Source organism: Flagellimonas hymeniacidonis (genome assembly GCF_008040165.1).
GTDB classification, from domain to species: domain Bacteria; phylum Bacteroidota; class Bacteroidia; order Flavobacteriales; family Flavobacteriaceae; genus Flagellimonas; species Flagellimonas hymeniacidonis.
The window spans coordinates 459,192-482,450 of the sequence record NZ_VRUR01000001.1 but is presented as its reverse complement, the minus strand read 5'-3'; the positions used below and the strand labels follow the sequence as shown (position 1 = coordinate 482,450).

Below are 23,259 nucleotides of genomic sequence, written 5' to 3'. Positions count from 1 at the left end.
AAAATAGTATGGCAAAATTTGCAAAAAAGAAAGATGGTGATTTGCCTGCAGTTTCAACTGCATCGTTACCGGATATTGTTTTTATGTTACTGTTTTTCTTTATGACAGTGACCACTATGAAAGATAGTTCTTTGTTAGTTGAGAATACCCTTCCTAACGCAACTGAGATAAAGAAGTTAGAGAAGAAAGATCGAGTAATCTATATTTATGTAGGGAAGCCTACACAGGAATATGCAAAGGTCTTTGGTACTGAGCCAAAAATTCAATTGAACGATAAATTTGCGAGTGTGGAAGAAGTAGGTTCTTATATTCTTGCAGAACGTGCTAAAAAGCCTCAAGAACTACAAAATGTATTGACTACTGCCTTAAAGGTTGATAAAAATGCTAATATGGGTCTTATTGCCGATATTAAGCAACAGTTAAGAGAAGTAAATGCCTTAAAGGTCAACTATACGACTTATGAAGGAAATGCTTTTAATAACCTGCAGTAACCGATAACTTAGATTTAGTAAAAAACGCTCCAAATTTATAATTTGGAGCGTTTTTTGTTTAGTAATGCTTAGTATGAAAGTAACACGTTTTCTAATTAAAGGGTTAAGTGTTTTTACGTTTTTAGTCTCCTCATACCTTGTAAACGCCCAAGTAGAGGATAATGTTGGCGTCACTTCAAAATATTTGGAAGATCAATTCTACATTGGCTTAGGATTTAATTTTTTAGTGGATAGACCCATGGATGTAAGTCAAAGGAGTCTGTCTTATAATCTGCAGGGCGGTTTTATTAAGGATATTCCATTTAATAAGAGGAGAAATTTTGGTTTAGGAATAGGTTTGGGATATGCTACAAATTCTTATTATCACAACATTGAAGCAAGTGAAGTTGGAGATAATGTTATTTATGAAATTTCAACCTCTGATGAGTTTAAAAGAAGCAAGTTTGAAACACACGCCATAGAAATGCCCATTGAGCTAAGGTGGCGAACTTCTACACTTGAAGAGTATAAATTTTGGCGAATTTATGCGGGTGCTAAACTGGGATATGTGTTTTCAGGAAGGTCAAAATTGGTAACTGATTCAGAAACAACAGGATTTTCAAACGGTGATATCCAAAAATTCCAATATGGCCTACTCTTAAATTTTGGTTACAATACCTGGAATATTCACGCGTATTATAGTTTAAACCCTTTGCTGGAAGACCGACTTACTTTAGAAAACGGGACTCCTATTGATATTCGTGTGCTTCGAATTGGAGTTATCTTTTATATTCTATAACCAATATTTTAAAATTATTAATTGGGAGCATAACCCAATAAGAAACCCAATTAATAGTTCCGATTTGCTATGCGCTTTAAGATATAATCTAGATGTAGCAACAAGTCCTGTCAACAAAGTGAAAACACTAATGGCCAAGGTAATGTTTGTCTCAAAATGGATGCTCAATCCTATCATGAACATTAAAAGGCTACCCATACCCAATAAATGAATACTGGTTTTAAATCTTAAGAAAAGGAGAATCAATGCGGCTCCCGTTGCCGTTAAAAGGCCCGTGAAAAAATAAAACAACTCATGTATATAGTTGTTGGGAATTACTTTGTACAGAATCATCAACAGCAAAATACAGCTAATGTACAGTGGATATTTGCGCTCCTTAACCGTTGGTAGAAAAATTGAATTGATGACACCAAGGTTTTTAAGAATCAGGAAGAAGATAATCGGGATGATTACGGTAAGAATGAAAATTGGCAGAATGTTTCCGCTTTGCACCTCAAGTGAGCTATATTTTGGAGTTACCAAAAAATAAATAACAGTGCCTCCAATGGGCACAAATAGTGGATGAAAAATATAGGAGACAATATTAAGGAGATGGCACATTAAATTTGCTTTCTTAACCTAGCTACGGGAATGCCCAACTGCTCTCTGTATTTAGCAACAGTTCTTCTTGCTATGGGGTATCCGCGTTCTTTCAGGATTTTCGCCAACTTATCATCTGTCAATGGCTTTTTCTTTTCCTCTTCGCCAATTACAGTTTCCAGTATCTTTTTTATTTCCTTAGTAGAAACATCTTCTCCTTGCTCATTTTTCATGGATTCGGAAAAATATTCCTTAATCAGTTTGGTGCCATAGGGTGTATCTACATATTTGCTGTTTGCAACCCTTGAAACGGTTGATACATCCATGTTAATTTGGTCAGCAATATCTTTTAAGATCATGGGGCGGAGCTTTCTTTCATCCCCACTTAAAAAATAATCCCGTTGGTAATTCATTATGGTGCTCATGGTAACATACAAGGTTTGTTGACGTTGTTTTATAGCATCAATAAACCATTTAGCAGCATCAAGTTTTTGTTTGATAAAGAGCACAGTGTCTTTTTGGGATTTTGATTTTTCTTTGGCGTTTTTATACCCCTCAAGCATATTGCTGTAATCACGGGAAACGTGGAGTTCGGGTGCATTTCTCCCATTCAAGGTAAGTTCCAGTTGTCCTTCAACAATTTTGATGGAGAAATCAGGAACAATGTGTTCAATAATCCTAGTATTGCCCGCATATGACCCACCCGGTTTAGGATTTAGTTTTTCTATCTCCGAAATTGCACTTTTAAGCTCATCTTCACTAATGTGATGTTTTTGGAGCAACTTGGAATAGTGTTTTTTAGAAAACTGATCAAATGATTTATCCAATATTGAAATAGCTAAATCTATCGAAGGAGTTTTCTCCTTTCGTTTTAATTGCAACGTTAGGCACTCGCTTAAAGATCTTGCGCCAACACCTGGGGGGTCCAGTTCCTGAACGGTTTTAAGAACGCTTTCAATTTTGTCCTCTTCTACATAAATGTTTTGCGTAAAGGCCAAATCATCCATAATGTCTGGCAAAGGTCTACGGATATAGCCACTCTCATCCACACTGCCTACCAAAAATTCGGCTATTGCCCATTCTTCATCATCCAAATAAGCGGTATTGAGTTGATTGATCAGATGTTGGTTAAAAGAGGTTCCTGAAGCATATGGAACACTTTTTTCATCATCATCAACACTATAGTTGCTGGTCTGTGTTCTATAATCGGGAACTTCATCATCACTTAGGTAATCATCAATATTGATTTCATCCGCAGTAATGGTTTCACTATCCGTATCCTCATATGAATCCTCATAGGCATCATCTAGCGTATTGCTTTCTTCTTTGCCACTTTCCAATGCAGGATTTTCCTCAAGTTCTTGTTTTAAGCGTTGTTCAAAAGCCTGGGTGGGCAATTGAATTAGCTTCATGAGCTGTATCTGCTGCGGAGACAGTTTCTGGGAAAGCTTAAACTGTAAATGTTGTTTTAGCATAAGGATTTATAATCGACCTGCTTTATAAATTTAAGAATTCAAATTAAAACTCTGCATTCTGAGGTGTGCGTGGATAAGGAATTACATCTCTGATATTGCCCATTCCCGTTGCAAACTGTACCATACGCTCAAAACCAAGCCCAAATCCACTGTGCACTGCGGTACCAAATCTTCTTAAGTCTAAATACCACCAAAGTTCTTTTTCGTCAATATTTAGTTCTTTTATTTTTTGCTGAAGCACATCTAAACGCTCTTCACGTTGGGAACCTCCAACAATTTCTCCAATTCCGGGGAATAAAACGTCCATGGCACGAACGGTCTTTTCGTCCTCGTTCAATCGCATATAAAATGCTTTGATATTTGCTGGGTAATCAAAAAGAATAACTGGGCATTTAAAATGTTTTTCTACCAAGAAGCGTTCATGCTCACTTTGCAAATCTGCACCCCATTCATCTATTGGGAATTGAAACTTTTTCTTTTTATTGGGCTTACTATTTTTTAAAATATCGATTGCTTCGGTATAGGATACTCTTTTAAAATTGTTTTCTACTACAAACTTGAGTTTTTCAATCAACGGCATTTCTGAGCGTTCATTTTGAGGTTTGGATTTTTCTTCATCCAAAAGGCGTTTTTCTAAAAACTCCAGATCATCCTGGCAGTTGTCCAATACATACTTCAAAATCCATTTGATAAAGTCTTCGGATAGATCCATATTGGCATCCAAGTCATAAAAAGCCATTTCGGGCTCAATCATCCAAAATTCTGCCAAATGTCTGGAAGTATTGGAGTTTTCAGCTCTAAAAGTTGGGCCAAAAGTGTATACCTTGCCCAAGCCCATGGCATAAGTTTCTGCTTCTAACTGACCAGATACGGTAAGATTGGTCTCTTTACCAAAAAAATCTTGTGTGTAATCTACTTCTCCCTGCTCATTTAGTGGAGGATTTTTTGGGTCTAAAGTACTTACCCGAAACATTTCACCCGCTCCTTCGGCATCGGAACCAGTAACAATGGGAGCATGCATATAGTAGAAGCCATTCTGCTGAAAATAACTATGGATTGCAAATGAAAGCGCAGAACGAACTCTCATTACTGCTGAAAAAGTATTTGTACGCACCCTAAGATGCGCCTTCTCCCGTAAAAACTCCAAAGAATGTTTTTTGGGTTGGATGGGATAGGTTTCTGGATCTGCTGTTCCATGCACAAAAACAGCATTTGCCTGAATCTCTACACTTTGTCCCCTTCCTTGGCTTTCAACAAGAGTTCCTGAGATTTTTAATGCTGCTCCAGTAGAAATTTGTTTGAGTAAGGTTTCGTCAAAATTTTCAAAATCGACAACGCATTGCAGGTTATGAATGGTTGACCCATCATTTAAAGCGATAAATCTGTTGCTTCTAAATGTTTTTACCCATCCGTTTATTTCAACGGCATCTCCAATCGGCTGCGTACTGAGCAGTTCTTTAATAGAATAAGAATTCATTTCAGGCTATCGTAAATTAAGCGGTAAAGATAGGTTTTTGGTCAAAAACGATAGCAATGGAACGGGTATATTTATAGGGATTTCAACCCCTTATTTATCATTGAGATTAACCTCGTCTTTGGGTAAAATATCGATTTGTGGCTTTTTAAGTACTTCTTTGTTGGCAATACTTCTTTCTAAAGATAAAAGTAGTGAGGGTAATAAAATCAGATTTGCCAGCATAGCAAATAGTAAGGTAGCGGAGACCAATCCTCCCAAAGCTTTAGTACCGCCAAAACTTGAAATGATAAAAACGGAAAAACCAAAGAAGAGCACTATGGAAGTGTAGAACATGCTTACGCCAGTTTCACGTAGTGCCGCATAAACGGATTTCTTTATTTGCCAACGATTGGCTGCTAGTTCCTGCCGGTATTTTGCCAAAAAGTGGATGGTATCGTCCACTGATATTCCAAAAGCAATACTAAAAACAAGAATTGTAGATGGTTTTATGGGAACACCGAGGTATCCCATTAACCCTGCGGTAATGACCAAGGGTAACAAGTTTGGTACCAGAGAAATGATAATCATCCTAAAAGACCGGAACAAATAAGCCATAAACAAGGAAATCAAACCGATAGCCAATGCTAGGGATAGCAAAAGGTTTTTGACCAAATATTTGGTACCTTTTAGAAATAGCAATGCTTTTCCTGTCATGAAGACATTGTATCGTTCAGAAGGGAAGAATTTAGATATGGATTGTAGCATATCTTGCTCAATTTCCTCCATTCGGTCAATTTTTACATCACGCATAAAGGTTGTTATGCGCGCTGTCTGTCCTGTGCTGTCAACAAAGCTCTCTAAAAGATTTCCATCGCTGGATGATTTTCTTGCCACATCCATGATAAAGGTGTTTTCTTGGGATGTAGGCAGTTGATAATATTTTGGTATCCCATTATAAAAGGCCTGTTTGGAATACTTTATCAAATTTACTAATGAGACTGGCTTTGAGAGTTCTGAAGTCTCTTCTATCACGGTTCCTAGCTGGTCCATTCGCTTTAAAGTAGCTGGTTTTATGGCTCCATTTTTGCGTTTGGTGTCTACTACAATTTCCATGGGCATAATCCCATCGAATTCCTCTTCAAAAAACCGAATGTCCTTAAAATAGTGTGTGTTTTTGGGTAAATCTTCAATTCTACTACCAGTGATTTGTATTTGATAAATACCTATGATACTTAAAATTAGGACAATTACTGAAGTGATATACACGCCTATTCTATGGTGCCTTACCATCCGTTCCATCCAATCAACAAAAAAGTCTATCCACTTCTTATTAAGATGTTTTAGATGTTTGTCTTTGGGAAGCGGCATAAAACTGTAAAGGATAGGGATTATCAACAGTGATAGAATAAAAATCCCAATGATATTGATGGAAGCCACGATGCCAAATTCCTTAAGCAAATCACTATCGAGAATAATGAAAGTAGCAAACCCCGAAGCTGTGGTAATATTGGTCATTAGGGTGGCATTTCCAATTTTGGAAATAACACGTTGTAAGGATAAAGCCTGATTTCCGTGCTTTTTGACTTCTTGTTGATATTTGTTGATCAAGAAAATACAGTTGGGAATCCCAATTACAATAATCAACGGGGGAATGAGGGCTGTTAGGATGGTAATTTCATATTTGAAAAGGCCTAAAATTCCAAAAGCCCACATTACTCCAATGATTACCACGCACATTGAAATAAGGGTAGCCCTAAAGCTTCTAAAGAAGAAAAAGAAAATGATGGAAGTCACCAATAAAGCAGCTGCAATAAAGATTCCGATTTCATCTACAATGGACTTTGTATTCCACGTACGAATGTATGGCATGCCCGACACCCGAACATCTAGATTGGTCTCTTCTTCGAAGTTCTTAATAAGATCTGCAAGGTCATTAAGGATAAATTCGTTACGAACCGCAGTGTTCATAATATCCTTGTCCAAATACGCTATGGTTTGGATGGTCCCACTTTCCGAATTGTAAATCAAATTATCGTAAAACGGTAATTTTTCAAACAGATGATTTTTGAGCTCATCCACTTCTGCCTTTGTTTTTGCAGGACTTTTGATAAAGGTTTCCATAACAAACTCTTGTTTGTCATTATCCTTGACCAAAACTTTTAGGTTGTCTGTAGATACTACAAAGTCAATCTCTGGAAAAGCTTCAAGTTGCTTGCTTAATTTGTTCCATCTGTTGAACTTGCTAGGAGTAAAAAGCGAAGAATCCCGGATAGCAAATACTATCGCGTTTCCTTCTTCTCCAAAAATGTTTTTAAAGGCATTGTATTGAACGGTAGCGGGGTGATCGTCTGGGAGAATGTTCGCTTCGGTATTGGAAAACTGCATGTTTTTCCACTGAAGAGCCAAAAATACGGTGAAGGCCGCAACTCCAATAAGAATAAGAATCCTGTTTCTAAGGATTATACGAGCTGTTTTTGGCCAAAATCCTTTAGTAAGCTTAGCTACCATATGGGTTTTATTGGGCGCAAAGGTAGAAAATGATTGGTTGTGTTCCTAAAGAATGCAAAGGGTAAATCGATAAGAATTAAACCTTCATTATTTCAGTTTCCTTAACGTCAAGAATCGCATCTACTTTCTTACTGTAAGTATCAGTAAGTTCCTGCACATCTAGTTCAGCATTCTTTTGTAGATCTTCGGAAATGTCCAGTGCTTTTAGTTCCTTATTGGCCTCTTGTCTGGCACTTCTTATGCTCACCTTCGCATCTTCAGCTTCAGATTTTGCTTGTTTAACCAGTTGTATCCTTCTTTCTTCTGTTAATGGTGGAACGTTAATGATAATCATTTCCCCATTATTCATAGGATTAAAACCTAAATTGGAATTTGTAATAGCAGTTTCTATATCTGGAAGAATGCTTTTTTCCCAAGGTTGAACGGAAATGGTTCTGGCATCTGGAGTGTTTATATTGGATACCTGTGATAGCGGAGTAACCGAGCCGTAATACTCTACCATAACCGTTGATAACATTACAGGACTTGCTTTTCCAGCACGAATTTTGACCAAAGCTTTTTCCAAATGGGAAATGCTGCCATCCATACTTTCTTTTGTACTATCCAGAATAAATGTTACTTCTTCGTTCATAAGATTAAATTTTAATACTTGGAATCAAAGTGCATGCCAATTTAAATGTTGACCACTGTTCCAATATTTTCACCACAAACTAATTTCATTAGATTACCTCGTGTGTTCATATCAAAAACCACAATAGGCAATTCGTTTTCTTGACTAAGGGTAAAAGCGGTGGTATCCATCACTTTTAATCCTTTTGAAAGTACATCGTTAAAAGAGATACTATCAAATTTGGTAGCGGTTTTATCTTTTTCAGGGTCTGAAGTATATATACCGTCTACTCTAGTGCCTTTTAGAATAACATCCGCTTTTATTTCAATTGCTCTTAAAACAGCAGCTGAATCTGTGGTAAAATATGGATTTCCGGTACCCCCGCCAAAAATGACCACCCTGCCTTTTTCTAAATGGCGTATAGCTCGTCTTCTAATAAAAGGTTCGGCTACCTCATTAATTTTGATGGCAGATTGAAGTCGTGTTTCCACACCTTGAAGTTCCAAAGCGCTTTGTAGCGCAAGACCATTAATCACCGTTGCAAGCATTCCCATATGGTCTCCTTGAACACGATCCATTCCTTGGCTAGCACCAGAAAGCCCTCTAAAAATATTACCACCTCCAATAACAATGGCAACTTCAACTCCTTTGGCAATTACCGCTTTTATATCCTCGGCATATTCTGATAAACGCTGAGGGTCTATACCATACTGTTGTTCGCCCATTAAGGCTTCACCACTTAATTTTAAAAGAATTCTTTTGTATTGCATTTAGGATATGTTGAAGTCCGGACAAAAATAATCAAAATTATTTATGACTTACCACAGGAAAAATAGATCATTCAACAATAAAATGAACAAAAAAGTTATACATTCTGTAACCTTTTTAAAAAACCAAAGTATACCCTTCAACAAGCCATAAAAACGAATCCAGATTGCAAGACCTAACCGATAATAGCCTAATGCTCAAAGTAAAAAATGGAGACTTGGATAAGTTGGGATTGCTGTATGAGCGACATAAGAAAAGATTGTTTGGGTTCTTTTATAATTTGGGAAATAACCCATCGGTGAGTGAAGATTTGGTTCAAAATGTGTTCGTTCGGATTTTAAAGTATAGACAATCATATGTGGGTGATGGTTTGTTTGCCGCATGGATGTATAGAATGGCAAGAAATGTAAATTACGATTACCACAAAAAGGTTGCGAAACAACAGATTTCCCATGGTGTTTCACCTGAAGATGTAAAGTCTGAAACCGAGGATCTGTTAAACGAAGATGAGGAAATGGAAGGCAATAGGGATTTGTTGAAAAAGGCACTTGCGATGCTATCAGACGAGAAAAGAGAACTATTGGTGCTGAGCAAGTACAGAGAGATGAAGTTTGCGGAAATTGCCGAAATTTTTGGATGCACCGAGGGAGCAGCTAAGGTGAGGGTACACCGAGCGATAAAGGAGTTAAGGACAATTTTTTCACAATTAGAAATTAGATAGCAGGATGGATAAAGAGATGTTTGAGTCACAGGCAATGGATTTTATGTCAGGAGGTATGTCTGAGGATGAACAGAGCGGTTTTAAGAAGTTTCTTGAAGAGAACGATGAATACCAAAAGAAATATAACGAATTGGGGGATACTTGGAAAAAGATAGGCGCTATGAATTCTCCAGAGCCTTCATCAAAAATGGATGAGGCTTTTTTTGAGATGCTTTCCAATGAAATCGATAAAACAAATAAAGAAACGGTTGAAGGTACTTTTTTGGAAAAGCTCACCAGACTTTTTAAGCCCCAGTTTGCCTATGGAATTTTATTATTGGGAATAGGGCTGGCCATAGGATATTATGTAAATTCTGACACCTCTATAGATGGAGAAGGTGTTGTGGTCTCTAACGAAGCTACGGCAGAGGTGAGACAAAGATTAGTGCTGACACTTTTAGAGCAACCATCTGCAAATCAGCGATTACAAGGTGTAAGCGAGGCGAATAAATTTGAAAATGTGGACGAAATGGTCATTAAGGCGTTGTTGCAAACATTGAATAATGATTCTAATGTGAATGTACGCCTAGCCGCTATTGAGTCTTTGACCAATTATGTAAATGACCCTCTTGTAAGGCAAGGTTTGGTTCAGTCCATTCCAAATCAAGAGTCTCCAATTTTACAGGTAACCCTGGCCAATTTAATGGTAGCATTACAAGAAAAAGCATCGATTGAACCCTTCAAGCAATTGCTAAAGGAAAAAGAATTGGATACCACGGTGCAGAAGAAGATTAAAAACTCTATAGAATCAATAATCTAGTTTATTTATCAATCATCCTTTAAGGATAAATCAAATCACGAACAGTTAAATTTAAAACAATGAAGCAATTAGTTTTAGTAGCATGTCTTTCCTTGATCATAGGGATACAAACGACAAAAGCACAGCAAAAGAAATTTACCGAACAGATTAAAAAAGAAATCCAACTTTCTAATACAGCGGAAAACGGTTTGGTTGTAAAAAATGTTTTCGGTTCTGTATCTGTGCAGGGGTACAATGGAGATAAGGTGTTTATAGAAGTGGAAAAGACCATAACTGCAGATACCAATGAGAACTTGGAGTTGGGTAAAGAAGAACTTAAGGTTAAGATTTTTCAAGAGGGAAACAGGGTGATTATACATCCAGATGCACCTTATATTCAATTTGATAAAACGAATTTGAGATACAATTGGTGTAATAATTACGATGAACCATCCTATGGTCATAAATTAAATATTAAGGTAAAAGTTCCCAATACTTTTCAAATTGTGGTTGGTACGGTGAACGACGGGGAGATTCTTGTTGAGAATACTTCGGGTAATTCAGTAAAAGCAGAAAACATAAACGGAGGAATTACACTTTCCAATATTACAGGAAAAACGAATGTGAATTGTATAAATGGACCTGTAACGATCACCTATGCCAATAACCCCACCAGTGCATCTGAATATTACTCTTTAAATGGAGACATCAATATTTCATATCAAAAGGCATTATCTGCAAATATTTCTTTTAAAAGTATGAATGGGGAACTATTTACAGATTTTGATATCAACAAGCAGTATATGAAGACCAACAAAAAAACGACAGATGAGAATCAGACAAAATATAGATACGAAGCTAAGCCGGTGGTCCAAATAGGAAATGGCCAAGTGGATTTTGATTTTGAGACGCTAAACGGGAATGTATTCATCAAAAAAATATAAAGTCATGAAGAATATTAGACTAATCAGTATGGCAATTATTGCCTTTGTTACAGTAAGCTTAACAGGGCAAGAGAAGAGTATCAATTTATTTTCGGTGCCATTAAGTAATCCTGGAAATCCTGGAAAATTGGTGATTGACCAAATTTCTGGATCAATACATGTTGAGGGCTACGAAGGCGCTGAAGTAGTGATTAAAGCTTCTTTTGGAAGTAATAAAGTTCATTTTAAGGATGATGATCAAAGAGATGGCCTTAAGAGAGTTAAAAGTTCTTCATTGAATATTGGGGCAGAGGAAAAAAACAATGTAGTCCATGTAATAAATGAACAATGGAACAAAGTAACCAATCTTGATGTGAAGGTTCCCAAGAATTTTTCGCTCAAATTGTCTACCGTAAATGATGGTAACATCTCTGTAAAAGGTGTTAATGGAGAAATGGAGATAAGTAATGTCAATGGTAAAATTACTTTGGAATCTGTAAGTGGTTCGGCATCCACGGATACGGTAAATGGAGATATCAAGGTTTACTTTGACAGTATTACAAAAGATGCAAATATGGCTTTTAGCAGTTTAAATGGAAATGTGGATATTACTTTCCCTAGCTCTCTTAAAGCCAATATTAAGGCAAAATCGGACATGGGGGATATTTTTACGGATTTTGATATGCAAGTTTCCAGTAATAAGCCTGAAGTGAATAAGAATAATGGCTCTGGAACTTATAAAGTAAAGATAGAGCAGTGGGTAAGGGGCACTATTAATGGAGGAGGTCCGGAAATGCTTTTCAAAACGTTTAATGGAGATATTCTTATAAAATCTAAATAGCAAAAATAGCCTATAAACAAAAAGCCCGCTTCTTTAAAGAAGCGGGCTTTTTGTTTGATAATATATTAAGGTAACTATCCTAATGCTACTCTTGAAAATCCAGTTACTTCCAAGCTGGAGTCTACAGATTTTACATATTGAGCAACACTTTGTTTGTTATCTTTTATAAAGGTTTGATTTACCAGAGTATTGTCCTTGAAGAATCTTTTCAATTTCCCTTTTGCAATATTTTCCAACATTGCTTCTGGCTTTCCTTCTTGACGCAATTGATCTTTGGCAATTTCAATTTCCTTATCTATTATGGATTGATCTACACCTTCCTCATTCAATGCAACCGGATTCATGGCAGCGGCTTGCATAGCGACATCTTTGGCAGCGCCTGCAGCGCCATCAACAGCTGCGGATAAACCAACCAAAGTTGCTATTTTGTTACCTGCATGGATGTAAGAGCCTACAAAAGGAGCGTTCAATTTCTCAAAACTTCCTATTTCTATTTTCTCACCAATTACACCAGTTTGCTCTGTCAGCTTTTCGGCAACAGTCATTCCATTGAACGATGCGTCCATGAAAGCGTCTTTATTGTCAAAACCTAAAGCAAGGTCGGCCAAATCATTGGCAAGTGTTACAAAGGTCTCGTTTTTAGCAACAAAATCAGTTTCGCAATTTAAAGAAATAATCACTCCGCTTGAATTGGCTGTATTTACTTTTGCAATAGCAGCACCTTCAGAAGAATCCCTATCAGCTCTTTTTGCAGCTACTTTCTGTCCTTTTTTTCTAAGGATTTCTATCGCTTTTTCAAAATCACCATCAGCTTCAACCAAAGCATTTTTGCAATCCATCATTCCAGCTCCGGTGGTCTTTCTTAATTTATTTACTTCTGCGGCGGTAATCTTTGCCATTTTTTCTCTATTTAAAAATTATGTAAAGTAAAACACTACTTAGGTGTTTTGTTTTAGTCAATGTTAAATTAGGTTTGCCTATTCAACGCCACCTTTGGCGTTGTCTTGCCATTCTTTTAACTCATCCCATTTACCATCAGCGGCCATTTTTGCCTGTTTTGGCCAAGTTGCTGGGTCTAAATGAGCCATTCTTGAACTAGCTTCGGTCAAAATTTCCTTGATTTTCTCCGGGTCAGCTTTTGCAAGTTTTGCAAAGGTATCTATACCACTATTCACTAAAGCTTCTGCGGCTTTTGGTCCAGCACCTTCAATTTTGGTAAGGTCATCAGCTTTTGCTTTAGCAGCGGTTTTCTTAGCTTTAGACTCCTCTTTGGCTTCAGCTTTTTTCTCAGCAACTGGTTCGGCTTTTTCTTTTGCCACAGGTGCTTTTTCTTCCTTAACTTCTTCTTTCTTCGCTTCTACTGGAGCTTTTTCTTCAGCTACAGTTTTTTCCTTTGTTGCAGCTGGTTTTTCATCCTGCTGCTTATCGTTTTTGCGTTCTGCTAAACCTTCAGCAACCGCTTTGGTAACCTCAGTCATAATAGCTTCAATAGATTTTCCAGCATCATCGTTTGCAGGAATCACAAAATCTATTGGTCTTGGATCAGAATTGGTATCGACCATTGCAAAAATTGGAATGTTCAATTTTTGAGCTTCTTTTACCGCGATGTGCTCACGCATGGTGTCAACTATAAAGATTGCACCTGGTAAACGAGTCATCTCAGAGATAGAACCCAAGTTCTTTTCCAATTTTGCTCTTAAACGGTCAACCTGTAGTCTTTCTTTTTTAGAAAGGGTGTTGAATGTACCGTCTTTTTTCATTCTGTCAATAGCAGCCATTTTCTTAACTGCCTTACGAATGGTAACAAAGTTGGTCAACATACCACCTGGCCATCTTTCTGTGATATAGGGCATGTTTACATTGGATACTTTTTCTGCAACAATATCCTTTGCTTGTTTTTTTGTAGCTACAAAAAGAATTTTTCTACCGGATGCAGCAATTTTTTTAAGGGCCTCATTGGCTTCCTCAATTTTTGCTACAGTTTTGTAGAGATTGATAACGTGGATTCCGTTACGCTCCATGTAGATATAAGGAGACATGTTTGGGTTCCACTTTCTTGTTAGGTGTCCAAAATGCACACCTGCTTCTAGTAAGTCTTTGACTTCAATTTTACTTGCCATTTTTTTTGTAATTAGTTTACGTTCCGTTGTATTAGCAATGAATTGGTGGTCACAAAAAATGTTCGCCCTATCCATTTAGATGCTAAACTAAATTCCAAAAAGTCGATTTTTTGCTCTTTGGAACAACGACAACTTGGTTAAAAATATAACCCTGAAATGCTTCAGGGTTTTCAATGAACTTATATAATCTAGTGCAAAAGCACTTAAATAATTAACGTTTAGAGAACTGGAATTTCTTACGGGCTTTTTTCTGACCAAATTTCTTACGCTCCACCATTCTTGGGTCTCTGGTCAACAATCCTTCAGGTTTAAGCGCTAGTCTGTTCTCTTCATCAATTTCGCACATTACCCTTGACAATGCCAAACGAACAGCTTCTGCCTGACCTGTAATTCCACCTCCATATACATTCACCTTTACATCATATGTATCTTCTGTATTGGTTAATGCAAAAGGTTGCTTTACCTTGTATTGTAATGTAGCAGTTGTAAAATAATCCTTTAAGTCTTTTTTGTTTACAGTAATGTTTCCTTTTCCTTCAGAAACATAAACTCTTGCTACGGCAGTTTTTCTTCTACCAATCTTATGAACCACTTCCATTATTTGTAGTCGTTTAAGTTTATTGCTTTTGGTTTTTGAGCTTCTTGACCATGCTCTGCGCCAACATATACTTTCAGGTTTCTGAACAATTCAGCTCCTAATTTATTCTTAGGAAGCATTCCTTTTACGGATTTTTCAATGATTCGCTCAGGGTGTTTGTCCAATAATTCCTTAGCAGTGGTAGAACGCTGTCCACCCGGATAACCCGTATATCTTAAATATGTTTTGTCATCCCATTTGTTCCCGCTCAGGGTAATTTTCTCTGCGTTAATAACGATTACGTTATCACCACAATCTACATGAGGGGTAAAATTGGTCTTATGTTTTCCTCTAAGCAATTTGGCTACTTTTGACGCCAATCTACCTAATGTTTCTCCTTCAGCATCAACCAATAACCATTGTTTGTCAACGGTTGCTTTATTGGCAGAAATAGTCTTATAACTTAATGTATCCACTTCTAGAATATTATTGATTTAAAAACCTATCCCGATAAACGGGCTGCAAATGTACAATTATTAGATTGAATAACAAATGGTTGGTTGGGAATATTTTTTAGTTTTTCCATCAATAAGTATTTACCAAAAGAAAGCACCCTTTTTAACGCCATTTTTATGTTAAAAAAGGTATAAAACGCTGCAAGACTGTAACTGTTATACTTTTCTTAGGTCTTTAGTACAACCCATCTAATCAAAAAACCAATCAAGTGAAAAAATTCATCATTCTCTTCACGCTGCCTTTCATTTCTATTTATGTACAAGCCCAGGATTCTACCTTAGTCGTTCCAAAAAAGATTTATGTTACCAAACCCGTAGAACAAGATGCACCACCTGTGGTGGATGGCTTGTTGAATGATGAAGCATGGAATCTTGTAGATTGGGCTGGGGATTATGTGGAGTTCCAACCAGATGAAAACACGCCACCAAGTTATCAGACCAAATTCAAAATAGTTTACGATAGCAAGAACCTATATATAGGAGTACGATGCTATGATGCTGAACCTGATAAAATTGTAAAAAGACTATCCCGTAGAGATGGCTTTGAAGGGGATTGGGTCGAATTTAATATAGACAGCTACCACGACAAACGAACGGCATTTTCCTTTACCGCAACAGTGGCAGGTGTGAAAGGGGATGAGTTCGTTTCTAACAATGGGAATAACTGGGATGGTAGTTGGAACCCTATTTGGTACACCAAAACCAATGTAGACGAAGAAGGTTGGACAGCTGAATTGAAAATTCCATTAAGCCAATTAAAATTTGGAGGTGAGGAGAATCAAGTTTGGGGGTTGCAATCGACACGAAGGTTTTTTAGAGCAGAAGAACGTTCACTTTGGCAGCGAAAACCTGTTGATACACCAGGGTGGGTAAGCGAGTTTGGGGAACTTCACGGACTTAAGAATATAGAACCTCAAAAACAACTGGAAATTCAACCCTATACTGTAACCAGCGGAGAAACCTATGAGGCAGAGGAAGGCAACCCTTTTAGGGATGGCAGCGAAAGTGATATCACAGTAGGACTTGATGCCAAGATTGGGGTTACCAATGATTTGACCCTGGATTTAACCGTAAATCCAGATTTTGGTCAAGTAGAAGCAGATCCATCAGCGATTGCTCTAGACGGTTTTCAGATTTTCTTTAGGGAGCAACGACCATTCTTTGTCGAAAACAAGAACATTTTCGATTTCAGGGTTTCACAATCCGAAGCTGGAAATACATTTGGTTTTGATAATGTTTTCTATTCCAGACGTATTGGTCGTAGCCCACAAGGATCTCCAGATACCGAAGATGAAGAGTTTGTGAACCAACCAGATAATACACCTATAATTGGTGCGGCCAAATTTAGTGGTAAAACAAAAGATGGTTGGGCCCTGGGTGTACTGGAAAGTGTTACCGCAAAACGATATGCTACTATTAGCGGAGAGAATGGTGACAGACGAAGAGAAATGGTGGAACCATTGACCAATTATTTTGTGGGGAGGGTTCAAAAAGACTTTAATGACAGAAATTCTTATCTGGGAGCCATTTTTACCGCGTCCAATAGAGATAATTTAACTGAACAGTTAGATTTTTTGCATAAATCTGCCTATACGGGAGGGATTGATTTTAAACATCAATGGAATAATAGAGATTGGTATGTTGAAGGAAATCTCATTTTAAGTCGTGTAAATGGAAGTGAAGAGGCCATAAAGAACACCCAAGAATCTATTGCCCACTTATTTCAAAGGGTAGATGCCGATCATGTAGAACTGGATTCTACAAGAACGTCTTTAACTGGTAGTGGAGGGAACATTCAAATTGGGAAAGTGGGTAATGGCCACTGGAAATTTGAATCAGGAGGTACATGGAGATCCCCGGAATTGGAACTGAATGATCTTGGTTTTCAAAGACAAGCAGATGATATTCGCCACTATACATGGATTGGATACCAGACCTTAAAACCTGATAGTACGTTTAGAAGAGTCGGGATAAACTATAATCATTGGAGTGCGTGGGATTTTAATGGCAACCATAATAGCTTGCGATTTAACACCAATAGCTGGCAAAACTGGAAAAACAATTGGTTTTCAAACTTTGGATTTAACTACGCACCCATTCAATATTCCAATTTTGCGCTAAGAGGAGGACCAAGATTGAGGCAGTCACCAGAAATCAGTTTTTGGAACAGTATTAGAACAGATAGCCGTAAAAAGGTTCGTTTTAATGTATTTCACAGGGGAGAAAAGGCGGTCGATAATTCGTACAGATCCTATTTTGTGGAAGCTGGAGTAACTTACCAACCCATAAACGCAATACGTATTTCTGCATTTCCCTCGGTAAGGATTAATAATGATAAGTTGCAATTCATTGATAATTTTGATGATGTAAACGGTTCACCTAGATATCTCAATGGAGAAATCAAGCAGCGCACCTTAAGTATGTCATTTAGATTGAACTATACAATAAACCCCAACCTTACCATTCAGTATTGGGGTCAACCTTTTATCTCGAGAGGGAGGTATTCTAGTTTTAAACATGTAACAGACGCCACCGCAGAGCGCTTCGATGATAGATTTATAACGTATAATGCCAATCAGGTTTCTCTGGCAGATGACACCTATTCCATAGATGAAAGCTTAAATGGAACAGAGGATTTTAGCTTTGATGACCCTGATTTTTCGTTCGTGCAGTTTCGTTCCAATCTGGTGATTCGGTGGGAGTATATTCCCGGGTCAGAGATTTTTCTGGTATGGTCTCAAGATGTTTCGCAAGATGGGGATCCATCAGCTGGGCTATTATCTAGTCTAGGGGACAATATCTTCGGACAAAAGCCTCAAAACATTTTCTTATTGAAAGCTACGTATAGATTCGTTCTTTAGGAAACCGCGTGATAATGGTACTATTTGATAGGTTTTTTCGTTATTCCTAACAAAACCCCTCAAACTCAACGTGATGAAGAAGAATATACTACTGCTTTTTTTGGCTACAGTCTTTATTTATTCCTGTTCTACAGACAATACCGATGATAACGATGAAATGGATGGTGAAACAAGTGAATTGGTAGGTACTTGGGTACTAACGGATCTTCGAACAGATGATACAGTTAATAATGATGACCTTAATTTTGCCAAGCAGATTATTGCATTTCTACAAGGAACAAATTGTAATTTGGTAACCTTTACTTTTAATGGAGATGGTACTTTAGCATCTGATAATAAGGTAAATTTTTTATCAATCAACTTAGGTGCTGGAGGTTTAGACGTACCATGCCCTACAGAAAGTGATATGGAATCTTCAACTTGGTCTTTGGATGGAGATCAATTGACCATTGTAAATGGTGATATGGAAGAAGAAACCATCACTATTATAATCGAAAACAATACTACTCTTATAATTCCAGGTGAAAATATAGATGAAAACAATTATGCTGGAGCAGATGCAGTTTTCACCAGACAGTAAAAAACAAAAAACACCATGGCAAAAACCTCGTCTTATAGACGGGGTTTTATTTTTTCCAAGACGTTCACCAAAGCCTCATTCGATTCTTGGTCGCCAATAGTAATTCGCACTTTTCCAGGAGCTCCAAATTGTGAAACGGGCCTTACCATAACCCCATGACCCATCAAGAAATCTGCAAATTCAACTTCGGGTAGGGGAGGATCTATCAAAAAGAAGTTGGCCTGGGTTGGCCAGTGCTTTATTCCAAGCCTTTCAAAAGCTTGTGAGAGAAACTTACGACCTACCAGAACGGTTTTTACTGTGGCGGATATAAATTCTGAATCATTCAATGCCCCAATGGCTGCTTCTGTGGAAGTATGTGGCAATAAAAAGGGTTTGTGGATTTGCCTAATGTATTGGGCAATCTTCTCCGTGGTGTAACAATATCCAATCCTCAGTCCTGCCAATCCATAGGTTTTGGAAAAACTATTAATAGCAATAAGGTTATGTCCTTCTTTTACATAAGGTAAACCAGAAACATAATCTTGGGCATCTGCAAAATGCCTATAGACCTCATCAAAAACAATGATAATGTTTTTTGGGATTCTGGATAAGAAATTATCTAAAATAGCCTTTGGGATATAAGTTCCCGTTGGATTGTTGGGGCTGGTTAAAAAGATAACCTTCGTTTTTTCTGTGATAGCGTTTAAAATCCCTTCCATGTCTAAAGAATAGTCAGGGTCTAGTAATGGCACATCAATTTGCTTAGCGCCATACCATCTTGAAAAAACCGAATAGGGCAAAAAACAAGGGTTGGAATAGATGACTTCATCACCTTCATTTATGAAAGCACGCAGAATCATGTCAATTAGCTCAGAACCACTATTGCCACAAATAAACTGATCTTTGGTCAATTCATTATTAAAATCTTGAACCAAAGCCTCTCGCAATCTAATGTCCGTTTGGTCAGGATAAATATGAACATGATGTGCAGCTTCTAACAAAGCTTTTGTTGCCTTTGGCGACTGCCCTAAAGGGTTTTCATTGGAAGAAAGCTTGTAGATTTTTTTACTGCTATCTACGGGAATGCCTTTTCCACCTTCATAGGCTTTTTTGGGCTGTAAATAAGATTTAAAAATAGATTCTATTCCACTGCTCATTAACCTAGGTTTTTAGCATACATGAGTATGGCCAATGCTTTTTCTGTGTTGTTGTCCTTCAAAACCTGTTGTGCCAACCAGTGCAGCTCTTGCTTAAGTTTTCCAGGATTTCCGTCTAGTTTTTTAGAAAGCATCTGTATTTCATCATCATTCGCAAGCTGGTCGATCTCTTCAATAGTTGGAAGCTTTTCAAGATTGCCCAAGCGCCCTAAATTATTTCCGGTTAAAACGGTACTGTTTCTAATATCCTCGGGTAGTTGGTCTACACCGATACCTTTGCTTCGGATTGGTTTTGGAATTTCAAAAAGTGATGTCCCACTAGCTCTTGTATACCAGCTTCCGCCCATTCGTCCTACCAAATCTAATTTTAGTGGATCTAACTTTCCTTCTTCGTCCATATATTTTTCATTGATATGGATGAGTTCAACCTTAGCTAAAATTAAGTTTCCTGCACCAGGTGTATCAGCAAGTTCAATAACTTGGTCAACTGTACATTCGAATGAAATTGGAGCCTCAGCAACGCGAGGTGGCTTTACTTTTTCGCTAGGAACCTCCGTTAGTCCGGATTTGATAAACTCGTTTACCCCTTTTTCATAAGCTGTGCTGGACAGTGACATCTGTTCAACTATGGGGTAGTCCACAATATTAATGACCACCTCCGGCACCTCCTTTATGTTTTGGTGTGAATGCTTTAAAGAGTTGTCCCTTCCACTTCGTGAAGGAGAGAAAATCATCACCGGAGGATTAGAACTAAACACATTAAAAAAACTAAACGGACTTAAATTTACATTCCCTTCCTTATCAATAGTACTTGCAAAGCAAATGGGTCTTGGCGCCACGGCAGAGAGCAGGTAAGCATGCAATTCTGGTTGTGGAATAGCGGTTGGGTCTATAGTTTTTATAATGGACATTGATGTTTCTTTTGTTTGCGCTAAGATAACGATCTATTTTGCTGGAAGCACCTTTGCGGCTACTTCTCCAAAACCAACTCTAATACCATCTTTTTCTGAGGACCCTCTCATGATAACGGTATCGCCATCATTTATAAACTTACGGTCCGACCCATCTTTCATTTTTAAAGGTTTTGTACCCATCCATGCAAGTTCTAACATAGAACCATATGAGTTTTCATCCTTCCCAGAAATGGTGCCTGAACCATACAGATCACCAACATTAATATTACACCCATTAACGGTATGGTGCGCTAGTTGCTGCGCCATATTCCAATACATATATTTAAAATTGGAATGGCAAACGGTCTGCTCTTCGCTGCCCTCTGGTGAGATGCCCACCTCAAGTTTAATATCATAATTCTTCATGCCTTCGTATTCTAAATACGGAAGCACTTTTGGGTCCTGTTCTGGACCTGATACTCTAAAAGGCTCCAATGCTTCTAAGGTGACAATCCAAGGAGAAATATGGGATGCGAAGTTTTTTGCCAAGAATGGGCCAAGTGGTACATATTCCCATTTTTGAATGTCACGTGCAGACCAATCATTGAGCAGGACCATTCCAAAGATATAATCCTCAGCATCTTGGGTTGAAATAGATTCCCCTACAGCTGTGCTTTTTCCAGTGATAAATCCCATTTCCAATTCAAAATCCAAACGTGCTGAAGCTTGAAAGACAGGAGTTGTAGCATCTTTTGGTAAAACCTGTCCCTTTGGCCTATGGATGGACTCTCCACTTACAATGATAGATGAGGCCCTACCGTGATAGCCCACCGGAATATGTTTCCAATTGGGCATCAGTGCATTTTTTGGGTCGCGGAACATAGTTCCTACATTGGTGGCGTGTTCTATACTGGAATAAAAATCCGTATAGTCCCCAATGGATACGGGCATATGCATGCTTGCTTCAGATTGTAAAACAAATAGTTCTGGTTTGTCCGCTAAAACTGAATCTTCCTCTTGCAGCCAATGCTGAATGTTGGTTCTAACTCTTTTAGTAATTGATTTCCCTAAGGAGATAAAATCATTGAGCGTATCTTTTTCAAGAACAGCAGTATTAAAATCAAAAACGTCTAATTCTGCAACAGCGGCTAAATCCAAAATATGTTCTCCAATGGCAACGCCAGCTCTAGGGCTTCTATCTGCTGTTGAAAAAATCCCAAATGGAATGTTATGGATTGAGAAATCGGAGTTTTCTGGAATATTTATAATCATGAAAATTAAAATTGAATTGTCAGTTCGAGCGCAGTCGAGAATTATTTATGCCTTATGTGTTCTCGACTGCGCTCGAACTGACATAAGGCCATCTATTTATTCCACCCAAGATTTGTAATACGTACCGTCATCAATCTTCAACGCATTTTCTGTGACCTGAAGTGGTTTGAACGTATCGATCATAACGGCTAATTCTTCAGTTTTGGTTTTGCCTATACTAGCCTCATATGTTCCTGGGTGTGGCCCGTGTGGAATCCCTGCGGGATGCAAGGAGATGTAACCAGGGGCAATGCCTGTTCTGCTCATAAAATCCCCATCCACATAGTACAATACTTCATCAGAATCTATATTGGAGTGATTATATGGTGCTGGAATTGCCTTTGGATGGTAATCGTACAATCTTGGGCAAAAAGAGCAAATTACGAAAGCACTGGTCTCAAAGGTTTGGTGCACTGGTGGTGGCTGGTGCACACGACCGGTAATGGACTCAAAATTATGAATGGAAAATCCGTAGGGAAAATTGTATCCATCCCAACCCACGACGTCAAACGGGTGCGATGCATACACAAGGGTATGTAACATACCCTGTTTCTTTATTTTCATTACAAACTCGCCTTTCTCATAATGGGTTTGCAAATCTTGAGGTAATTTGTAGTCACGTTCGCAGAATGGAGAATGTTCTAACAATTGCCCAAACCAGTTTCTATACCGTTTTGGTGTATAGATGGGATGAAAGGATTCTGCAAATAGTATGCGATTGTCTTCAGTATCAAATTCAATTTGATAAATCATACCTCGCGGAATAATTAGATAATCACCATACTCAAAAGGAATATTACCCAAAAAAGTTTTTAATGTGCCAGTTCCTTTATGAATAAAAAGCATCTCATCAGCATCCGAGTTTTTGTAAAAGTACTCGGTCATTGATTTTTTGGGAGCTGCCAACCCAACATGCACATCGCTATTGACCAGCATGGGTTCGCGTGACTCCAAAAAATCATCTTTGGGAGCAACATCAAAACCTATGAGTTTACGAGAGGCAATGTTCTTTTCAACTGCAATTTTTGGACTTAGATCAACTGCTTTGCCAATTGCAGAAACCTGAGTAGGCCTGTGCACATGATAAAGGAGGGAAGACATGCCGTCAAAACCGATTGTGCCAAATAATTGTTCATAGTACAGACTCCCATCTGGTTTCGTAAATTGGGTGTGTCTTTTCTGCGGAATCTTTCCGAGTTTATGATAGATTGGCATTTTTTAGTTTTTAAAATTCAGAGTTCAGAGTTCAGAGTTCAGAGTTCAGAGTTCAGAGTTCAGAGTTCAGAGTTCAGAGTTCAGAGTTCAGAGTTCAGAGTTCAGAGTTCAGAGTTCAGG

The 23,259-nt window shown here is 38.0% G+C and carries 22 protein-coding genes; 8 read left to right on the top strand and 14 right to left on the bottom strand.

Annotated elements, in window-relative coordinates; translation table 11 throughout:
- Positions 1–8: 8 nt before the first annotated feature.
- Positions 9–491: an ExbD/TolR family protein gene (locus tag FVB32_RS02175; RefSeq protein WP_147740950.1), complete on the top strand. Its 483-nt coding sequence runs from the start codon at positions 9–11 to the stop codon at positions 489–491.
- Positions 492–564: 73 nt separating this feature from the next.
- Positions 565–1,269 carry a porin family protein gene (locus tag FVB32_RS02170; RefSeq protein ID WP_147740949.1) on the top strand — a complete coding sequence of 235 codons (705 nt, stop codon included), beginning with the start codon at positions 565–567 and terminating at the stop codon, positions 1,267–1,269.
- On the opposite strand, the gene FVB32_RS02165 is transcribed toward FVB32_RS02170, so the two are convergent.
- The 6 genes from FVB32_RS02165 to pyrH all read right to left on the bottom strand — a co-directional run bounded on the left by FVB32_RS02165 (position 1,264) and on the right by pyrH (position 8,667).
- Positions 1,264–1,869, bottom strand: a complete 606-nt coding sequence (locus FVB32_RS02165; RefSeq protein WP_147740948.1) for a hypothetical protein — start codon at positions 1,867–1,869, stop codon at positions 1,264–1,266. The two genes, FVB32_RS02170 and FVB32_RS02165, sit on opposite strands and share 6 nt — an antisense overlap.
- Positions 1,869–3,323, bottom strand: coding sequence for an RNA polymerase factor sigma-54 (gene rpoN, locus FVB32_RS02160; protein ID WP_147740947.1), 1,455 nt, complete (start codon positions 3,321–3,323; stop codon positions 1,869–1,871). Before rpoN ends, FVB32_RS02165 begins: the two co-directional genes overlap by 1 nt.
- 43 nt (positions 3,324–3,366) lie before the next feature.
- The gene (gene asnS / locus FVB32_RS02155; RefSeq protein ID WP_147740946.1) at positions 3,367–4,800 is read right to left on the bottom strand and encodes an asparagine--tRNA ligase; all 1,434 of its coding nucleotides are present in this window, start codon (positions 4,798–4,800) and stop codon (positions 3,367–3,369) included.
- 90 nt (positions 4,801–4,890) lie between these two features.
- Complete coding sequence (locus FVB32_RS02150) at positions 4,891–7,287, bottom strand: efflux RND transporter permease subunit (RefSeq protein WP_147740945.1); 2,397 nt, start codon at positions 7,285–7,287, stop codon at positions 4,891–4,893.
- 76 nt (positions 7,288–7,363) lie between these two features.
- Positions 7,364–7,918: a ribosome recycling factor gene (gene frr, locus FVB32_RS02145; protein WP_147740944.1), complete on the bottom strand. Its 555-nt coding sequence runs from the start codon at positions 7,916–7,918 to the stop codon at positions 7,364–7,366.
- Between the two features lie 41 nt (positions 7,919–7,959).
- Positions 7,960–8,667, bottom strand: coding sequence for a UMP kinase (pyrH, locus tag FVB32_RS02140; RefSeq protein WP_147740943.1), 708 nt, complete (start codon positions 8,665–8,667; stop codon positions 7,960–7,962).
- A gap of 191 nt (positions 8,668–8,858) precedes the next feature.
- On the opposite strand from pyrH, the gene FVB32_RS02135 reads away from it, so the two are divergent.
- From FVB32_RS02135 to FVB32_RS02120, 4 genes are read left to right on the top strand one after another with little or no spacing between them, the layout of a single operon-like run.
- Complete coding sequence (locus tag FVB32_RS02135) at positions 8,859–9,386, top strand: RNA polymerase sigma factor (protein ID WP_222707941.1); 528 nt, start codon at positions 8,859–8,861, stop codon at positions 9,384–9,386.
- 4 nt (positions 9,387–9,390) lie between these two features.
- Positions 9,391–10,185: a HEAT repeat domain-containing protein gene (locus FVB32_RS02130; protein WP_147740941.1), complete on the top strand. Its 795-nt coding sequence runs from the start codon at positions 9,391–9,393 to the stop codon at positions 10,183–10,185.
- 59 nt (positions 10,186–10,244) lie between these two features.
- Positions 10,245–11,108: a DUF4097 family beta strand repeat-containing protein gene (locus FVB32_RS02125; protein WP_147740940.1), complete on the top strand. Its 864-nt coding sequence runs from the start codon at positions 10,245–10,247 to the stop codon at positions 11,106–11,108.
- Positions 11,109–11,112: 4 nt separating this feature from the next.
- Positions 11,113–11,928, top strand: a complete 816-nt coding sequence (locus tag FVB32_RS02120; RefSeq protein WP_187269477.1) for a DUF4097 family beta strand repeat-containing protein — start codon at positions 11,113–11,115, stop codon at positions 11,926–11,928.
- A gap of 74 nt (positions 11,929–12,002) precedes the next feature.
- Here the strand turns inward: FVB32_RS02120 and tsf are convergent, their stop codons facing one another.
- From tsf to rplM, 4 genes are all read right to left on the bottom strand, one after another.
- The gene (gene tsf, locus FVB32_RS02115) at positions 12,003–12,827 is read right to left on the bottom strand and encodes a translation elongation factor Ts (RefSeq protein ID WP_147740938.1); all 825 of its coding nucleotides are present in this window, start codon (positions 12,825–12,827) and stop codon (positions 12,003–12,005) included.
- A gap of 78 nt (positions 12,828–12,905) precedes the next feature.
- Positions 12,906–14,048, bottom strand: a complete 1,143-nt coding sequence (gene rpsB / locus FVB32_RS02110) for a 30S ribosomal protein S2 (protein WP_147740937.1) — start codon at positions 14,046–14,048, stop codon at positions 12,906–12,908.
- A gap of 211 nt (positions 14,049–14,259) precedes the next feature.
- On the bottom strand, positions 14,260–14,646 hold the full coding sequence (gene rpsI / locus FVB32_RS02105) for a 30S ribosomal protein S9 (protein WP_147740936.1): 387 nt from the start codon (positions 14,644–14,646) through the stop codon (positions 14,260–14,262).
- Entirely contained in the window at positions 14,646–15,101 is a 456-nt protein-coding gene (gene rplM, locus FVB32_RS02100; RefSeq protein WP_147740935.1) for a 50S ribosomal protein L13, read from the bottom strand. The genes rpsI and rplM overlap by 1 nt, the downstream gene beginning before the upstream one ends.
- A 248-nt stretch (positions 15,102–15,349) precedes the next feature.
- Here rplM and FVB32_RS02095 point away from each other — a divergent pair, with 248 nt between their 5' ends.
- Both FVB32_RS02095 and FVB32_RS02090 read left to right on the top strand, forming a co-directional pair.
- A complete protein-coding gene (locus FVB32_RS02095) occupies positions 15,350–18,001 on the top strand; it encodes a DUF5916 domain-containing protein (protein WP_222707940.1) in 2,652 nt (883 codons plus the stop codon).
- 73 nt (positions 18,002–18,074) lie between these two features.
- Positions 18,075–18,581, top strand: coding sequence for a lipocalin family protein (locus tag FVB32_RS02090; protein WP_147740934.1), 507 nt, complete (start codon positions 18,075–18,077; stop codon positions 18,579–18,581).
- Between the two features lie 32 nt (positions 18,582–18,613).
- On the opposite strand, the gene hisC is transcribed toward FVB32_RS02090, so the two are convergent.
- The 4 genes from hisC to FVB32_RS02070 all read right to left on the bottom strand — a co-directional run bounded on the left by hisC (position 18,614) and on the right by FVB32_RS02070 (position 23,139).
- Complete coding sequence (hisC, locus tag FVB32_RS02085; RefSeq protein WP_147740933.1) at positions 18,614–19,720, bottom strand: histidinol-phosphate transaminase; 1,107 nt, start codon at positions 19,718–19,720, stop codon at positions 18,614–18,616.
- On the bottom strand, positions 19,720–20,631 hold the full coding sequence (locus FVB32_RS02080; RefSeq protein WP_147740932.1) for a flavin reductase family protein: 912 nt from the start codon (positions 20,629–20,631) through the stop codon (positions 19,720–19,722). The genes hisC and FVB32_RS02080 overlap by 1 nt, the downstream gene beginning before the upstream one ends.
- 33 nt (positions 20,632–20,664) lie before the next feature.
- Positions 20,665–21,885 (bottom strand): fumarylacetoacetase, encoded by a 1,221-nt coding sequence (gene fahA / locus FVB32_RS02075; RefSeq protein WP_147740931.1) that lies wholly within the window; start codon positions 21,883–21,885, stop codon positions 20,665–20,667.
- A 96-nt stretch (positions 21,886–21,981) separates the two neighbouring features.
- Positions 21,982–23,139 (bottom strand): homogentisate 1,2-dioxygenase, encoded by a 1,158-nt coding sequence (locus FVB32_RS02070; RefSeq protein WP_147740930.1) that lies wholly within the window; start codon positions 23,137–23,139, stop codon positions 21,982–21,984.
- Between the last annotated feature and the right edge of the window lie 120 nt (positions 23,140–23,259).

What these genes read in the sequence shown, in the direction of transcription:
- hisC (WP_147740933.1), bottom strand. Translation starts at nt 19,720, where the DNA reads ATGAGCAGTGGAATAGAATCTATTTTTAAATCTTATTTACAGCCCAAA.
- FVB32_RS02170 (WP_147740949.1), top strand. Translation starts at nt 565, where the DNA reads ATGAAAGTAACACGTTTTCTAATTAAAGGGTTAAGTGTTTTTACGTTT.
- tsf (WP_147740938.1), bottom strand. Translation starts at nt 12,827, where the DNA reads ATGGCAAAGATTACCGCCGCAGAAGTAAATAAATTAAGAAAGACCACC.
- FVB32_RS02080 (WP_147740932.1), bottom strand. Translation starts at nt 20,631, where the DNA reads ATGTCCATTATAAAAACTATAGACCCAACCGCTATTCCACAACCAGAA.
- FVB32_RS02070 (WP_147740930.1), bottom strand. Translation starts at nt 23,139, where the DNA reads ATGCCAATCTATCATAAACTCGGAAAGATTCCGCAGAAAAGACACACC.
- rpsI (WP_147740936.1), bottom strand. Translation starts at nt 14,646, where the DNA reads ATGGAAGTGGTTCATAAGATTGGTAGAAGAAAAACTGCCGTAGCAAGA.
- frr (WP_147740944.1), bottom strand. Translation starts at nt 7,918, where the DNA reads ATGAACGAAGAAGTAACATTTATTCTGGATAGTACAAAAGAAAGTATG.
- asnS (WP_147740946.1), bottom strand. Translation starts at nt 4,800, where the DNA reads ATGAATTCTTATTCTATTAAAGAACTGCTCAGTACGCAGCCGATTGGA.
- FVB32_RS02125 (WP_147740940.1), top strand. Translation starts at nt 10,245, where the DNA reads ATGAAGCAATTAGTTTTAGTAGCATGTCTTTCCTTGATCATAGGGATA.
- FVB32_RS02120 (WP_187269477.1), top strand. Translation starts at nt 11,113, where the DNA reads ATGAAGAATATTAGACTAATCAGTATGGCAATTATTGCCTTTGTTACA.
- rpsB (WP_147740937.1), bottom strand. Translation starts at nt 14,048, where the DNA reads ATGGCAAGTAAAATTGAAGTCAAAGACTTACTAGAAGCAGGTGTGCAT.
- FVB32_RS02175 (WP_147740950.1), top strand. Translation starts at nt 9, where the DNA reads ATGGCAAAATTTGCAAAAAAGAAAGATGGTGATTTGCCTGCAGTTTCA.
- FVB32_RS02090 (WP_147740934.1), top strand. Translation starts at nt 18,075, where the DNA reads ATGAAGAAGAATATACTACTGCTTTTTTTGGCTACAGTCTTTATTTAT.
- FVB32_RS02135 (WP_222707941.1), top strand. Translation starts at nt 8,859, where the DNA reads ATGCTCAAAGTAAAAAATGGAGACTTGGATAAGTTGGGATTGCTGTAT.
- rpoN (WP_147740947.1), bottom strand. Translation starts at nt 3,323, where the DNA reads ATGCTAAAACAACATTTACAGTTTAAGCTTTCCCAGAAACTGTCTCCG.
- pyrH (WP_147740943.1), bottom strand. Translation starts at nt 8,667, where the DNA reads ATGCAATACAAAAGAATTCTTTTAAAATTAAGTGGTGAAGCCTTAATG.
- FVB32_RS02165 (WP_147740948.1), bottom strand. Translation starts at nt 1,869, where the DNA reads ATGTGCCATCTCCTTAATATTGTCTCCTATATTTTTCATCCACTATTT.
- FVB32_RS02150 (WP_147740945.1), bottom strand. Translation starts at nt 7,287, where the DNA reads ATGGTAGCTAAGCTTACTAAAGGATTTTGGCCAAAAACAGCTCGTATA.
- fahA (WP_147740931.1), bottom strand. Translation starts at nt 21,885, where the DNA reads ATGATTATAAATATTCCAGAAAACTCCGATTTCTCAATCCATAACATT.
- FVB32_RS02130 (WP_147740941.1), top strand. Translation starts at nt 9,391, where the DNA reads ATGGATAAAGAGATGTTTGAGTCACAGGCAATGGATTTTATGTCAGGA.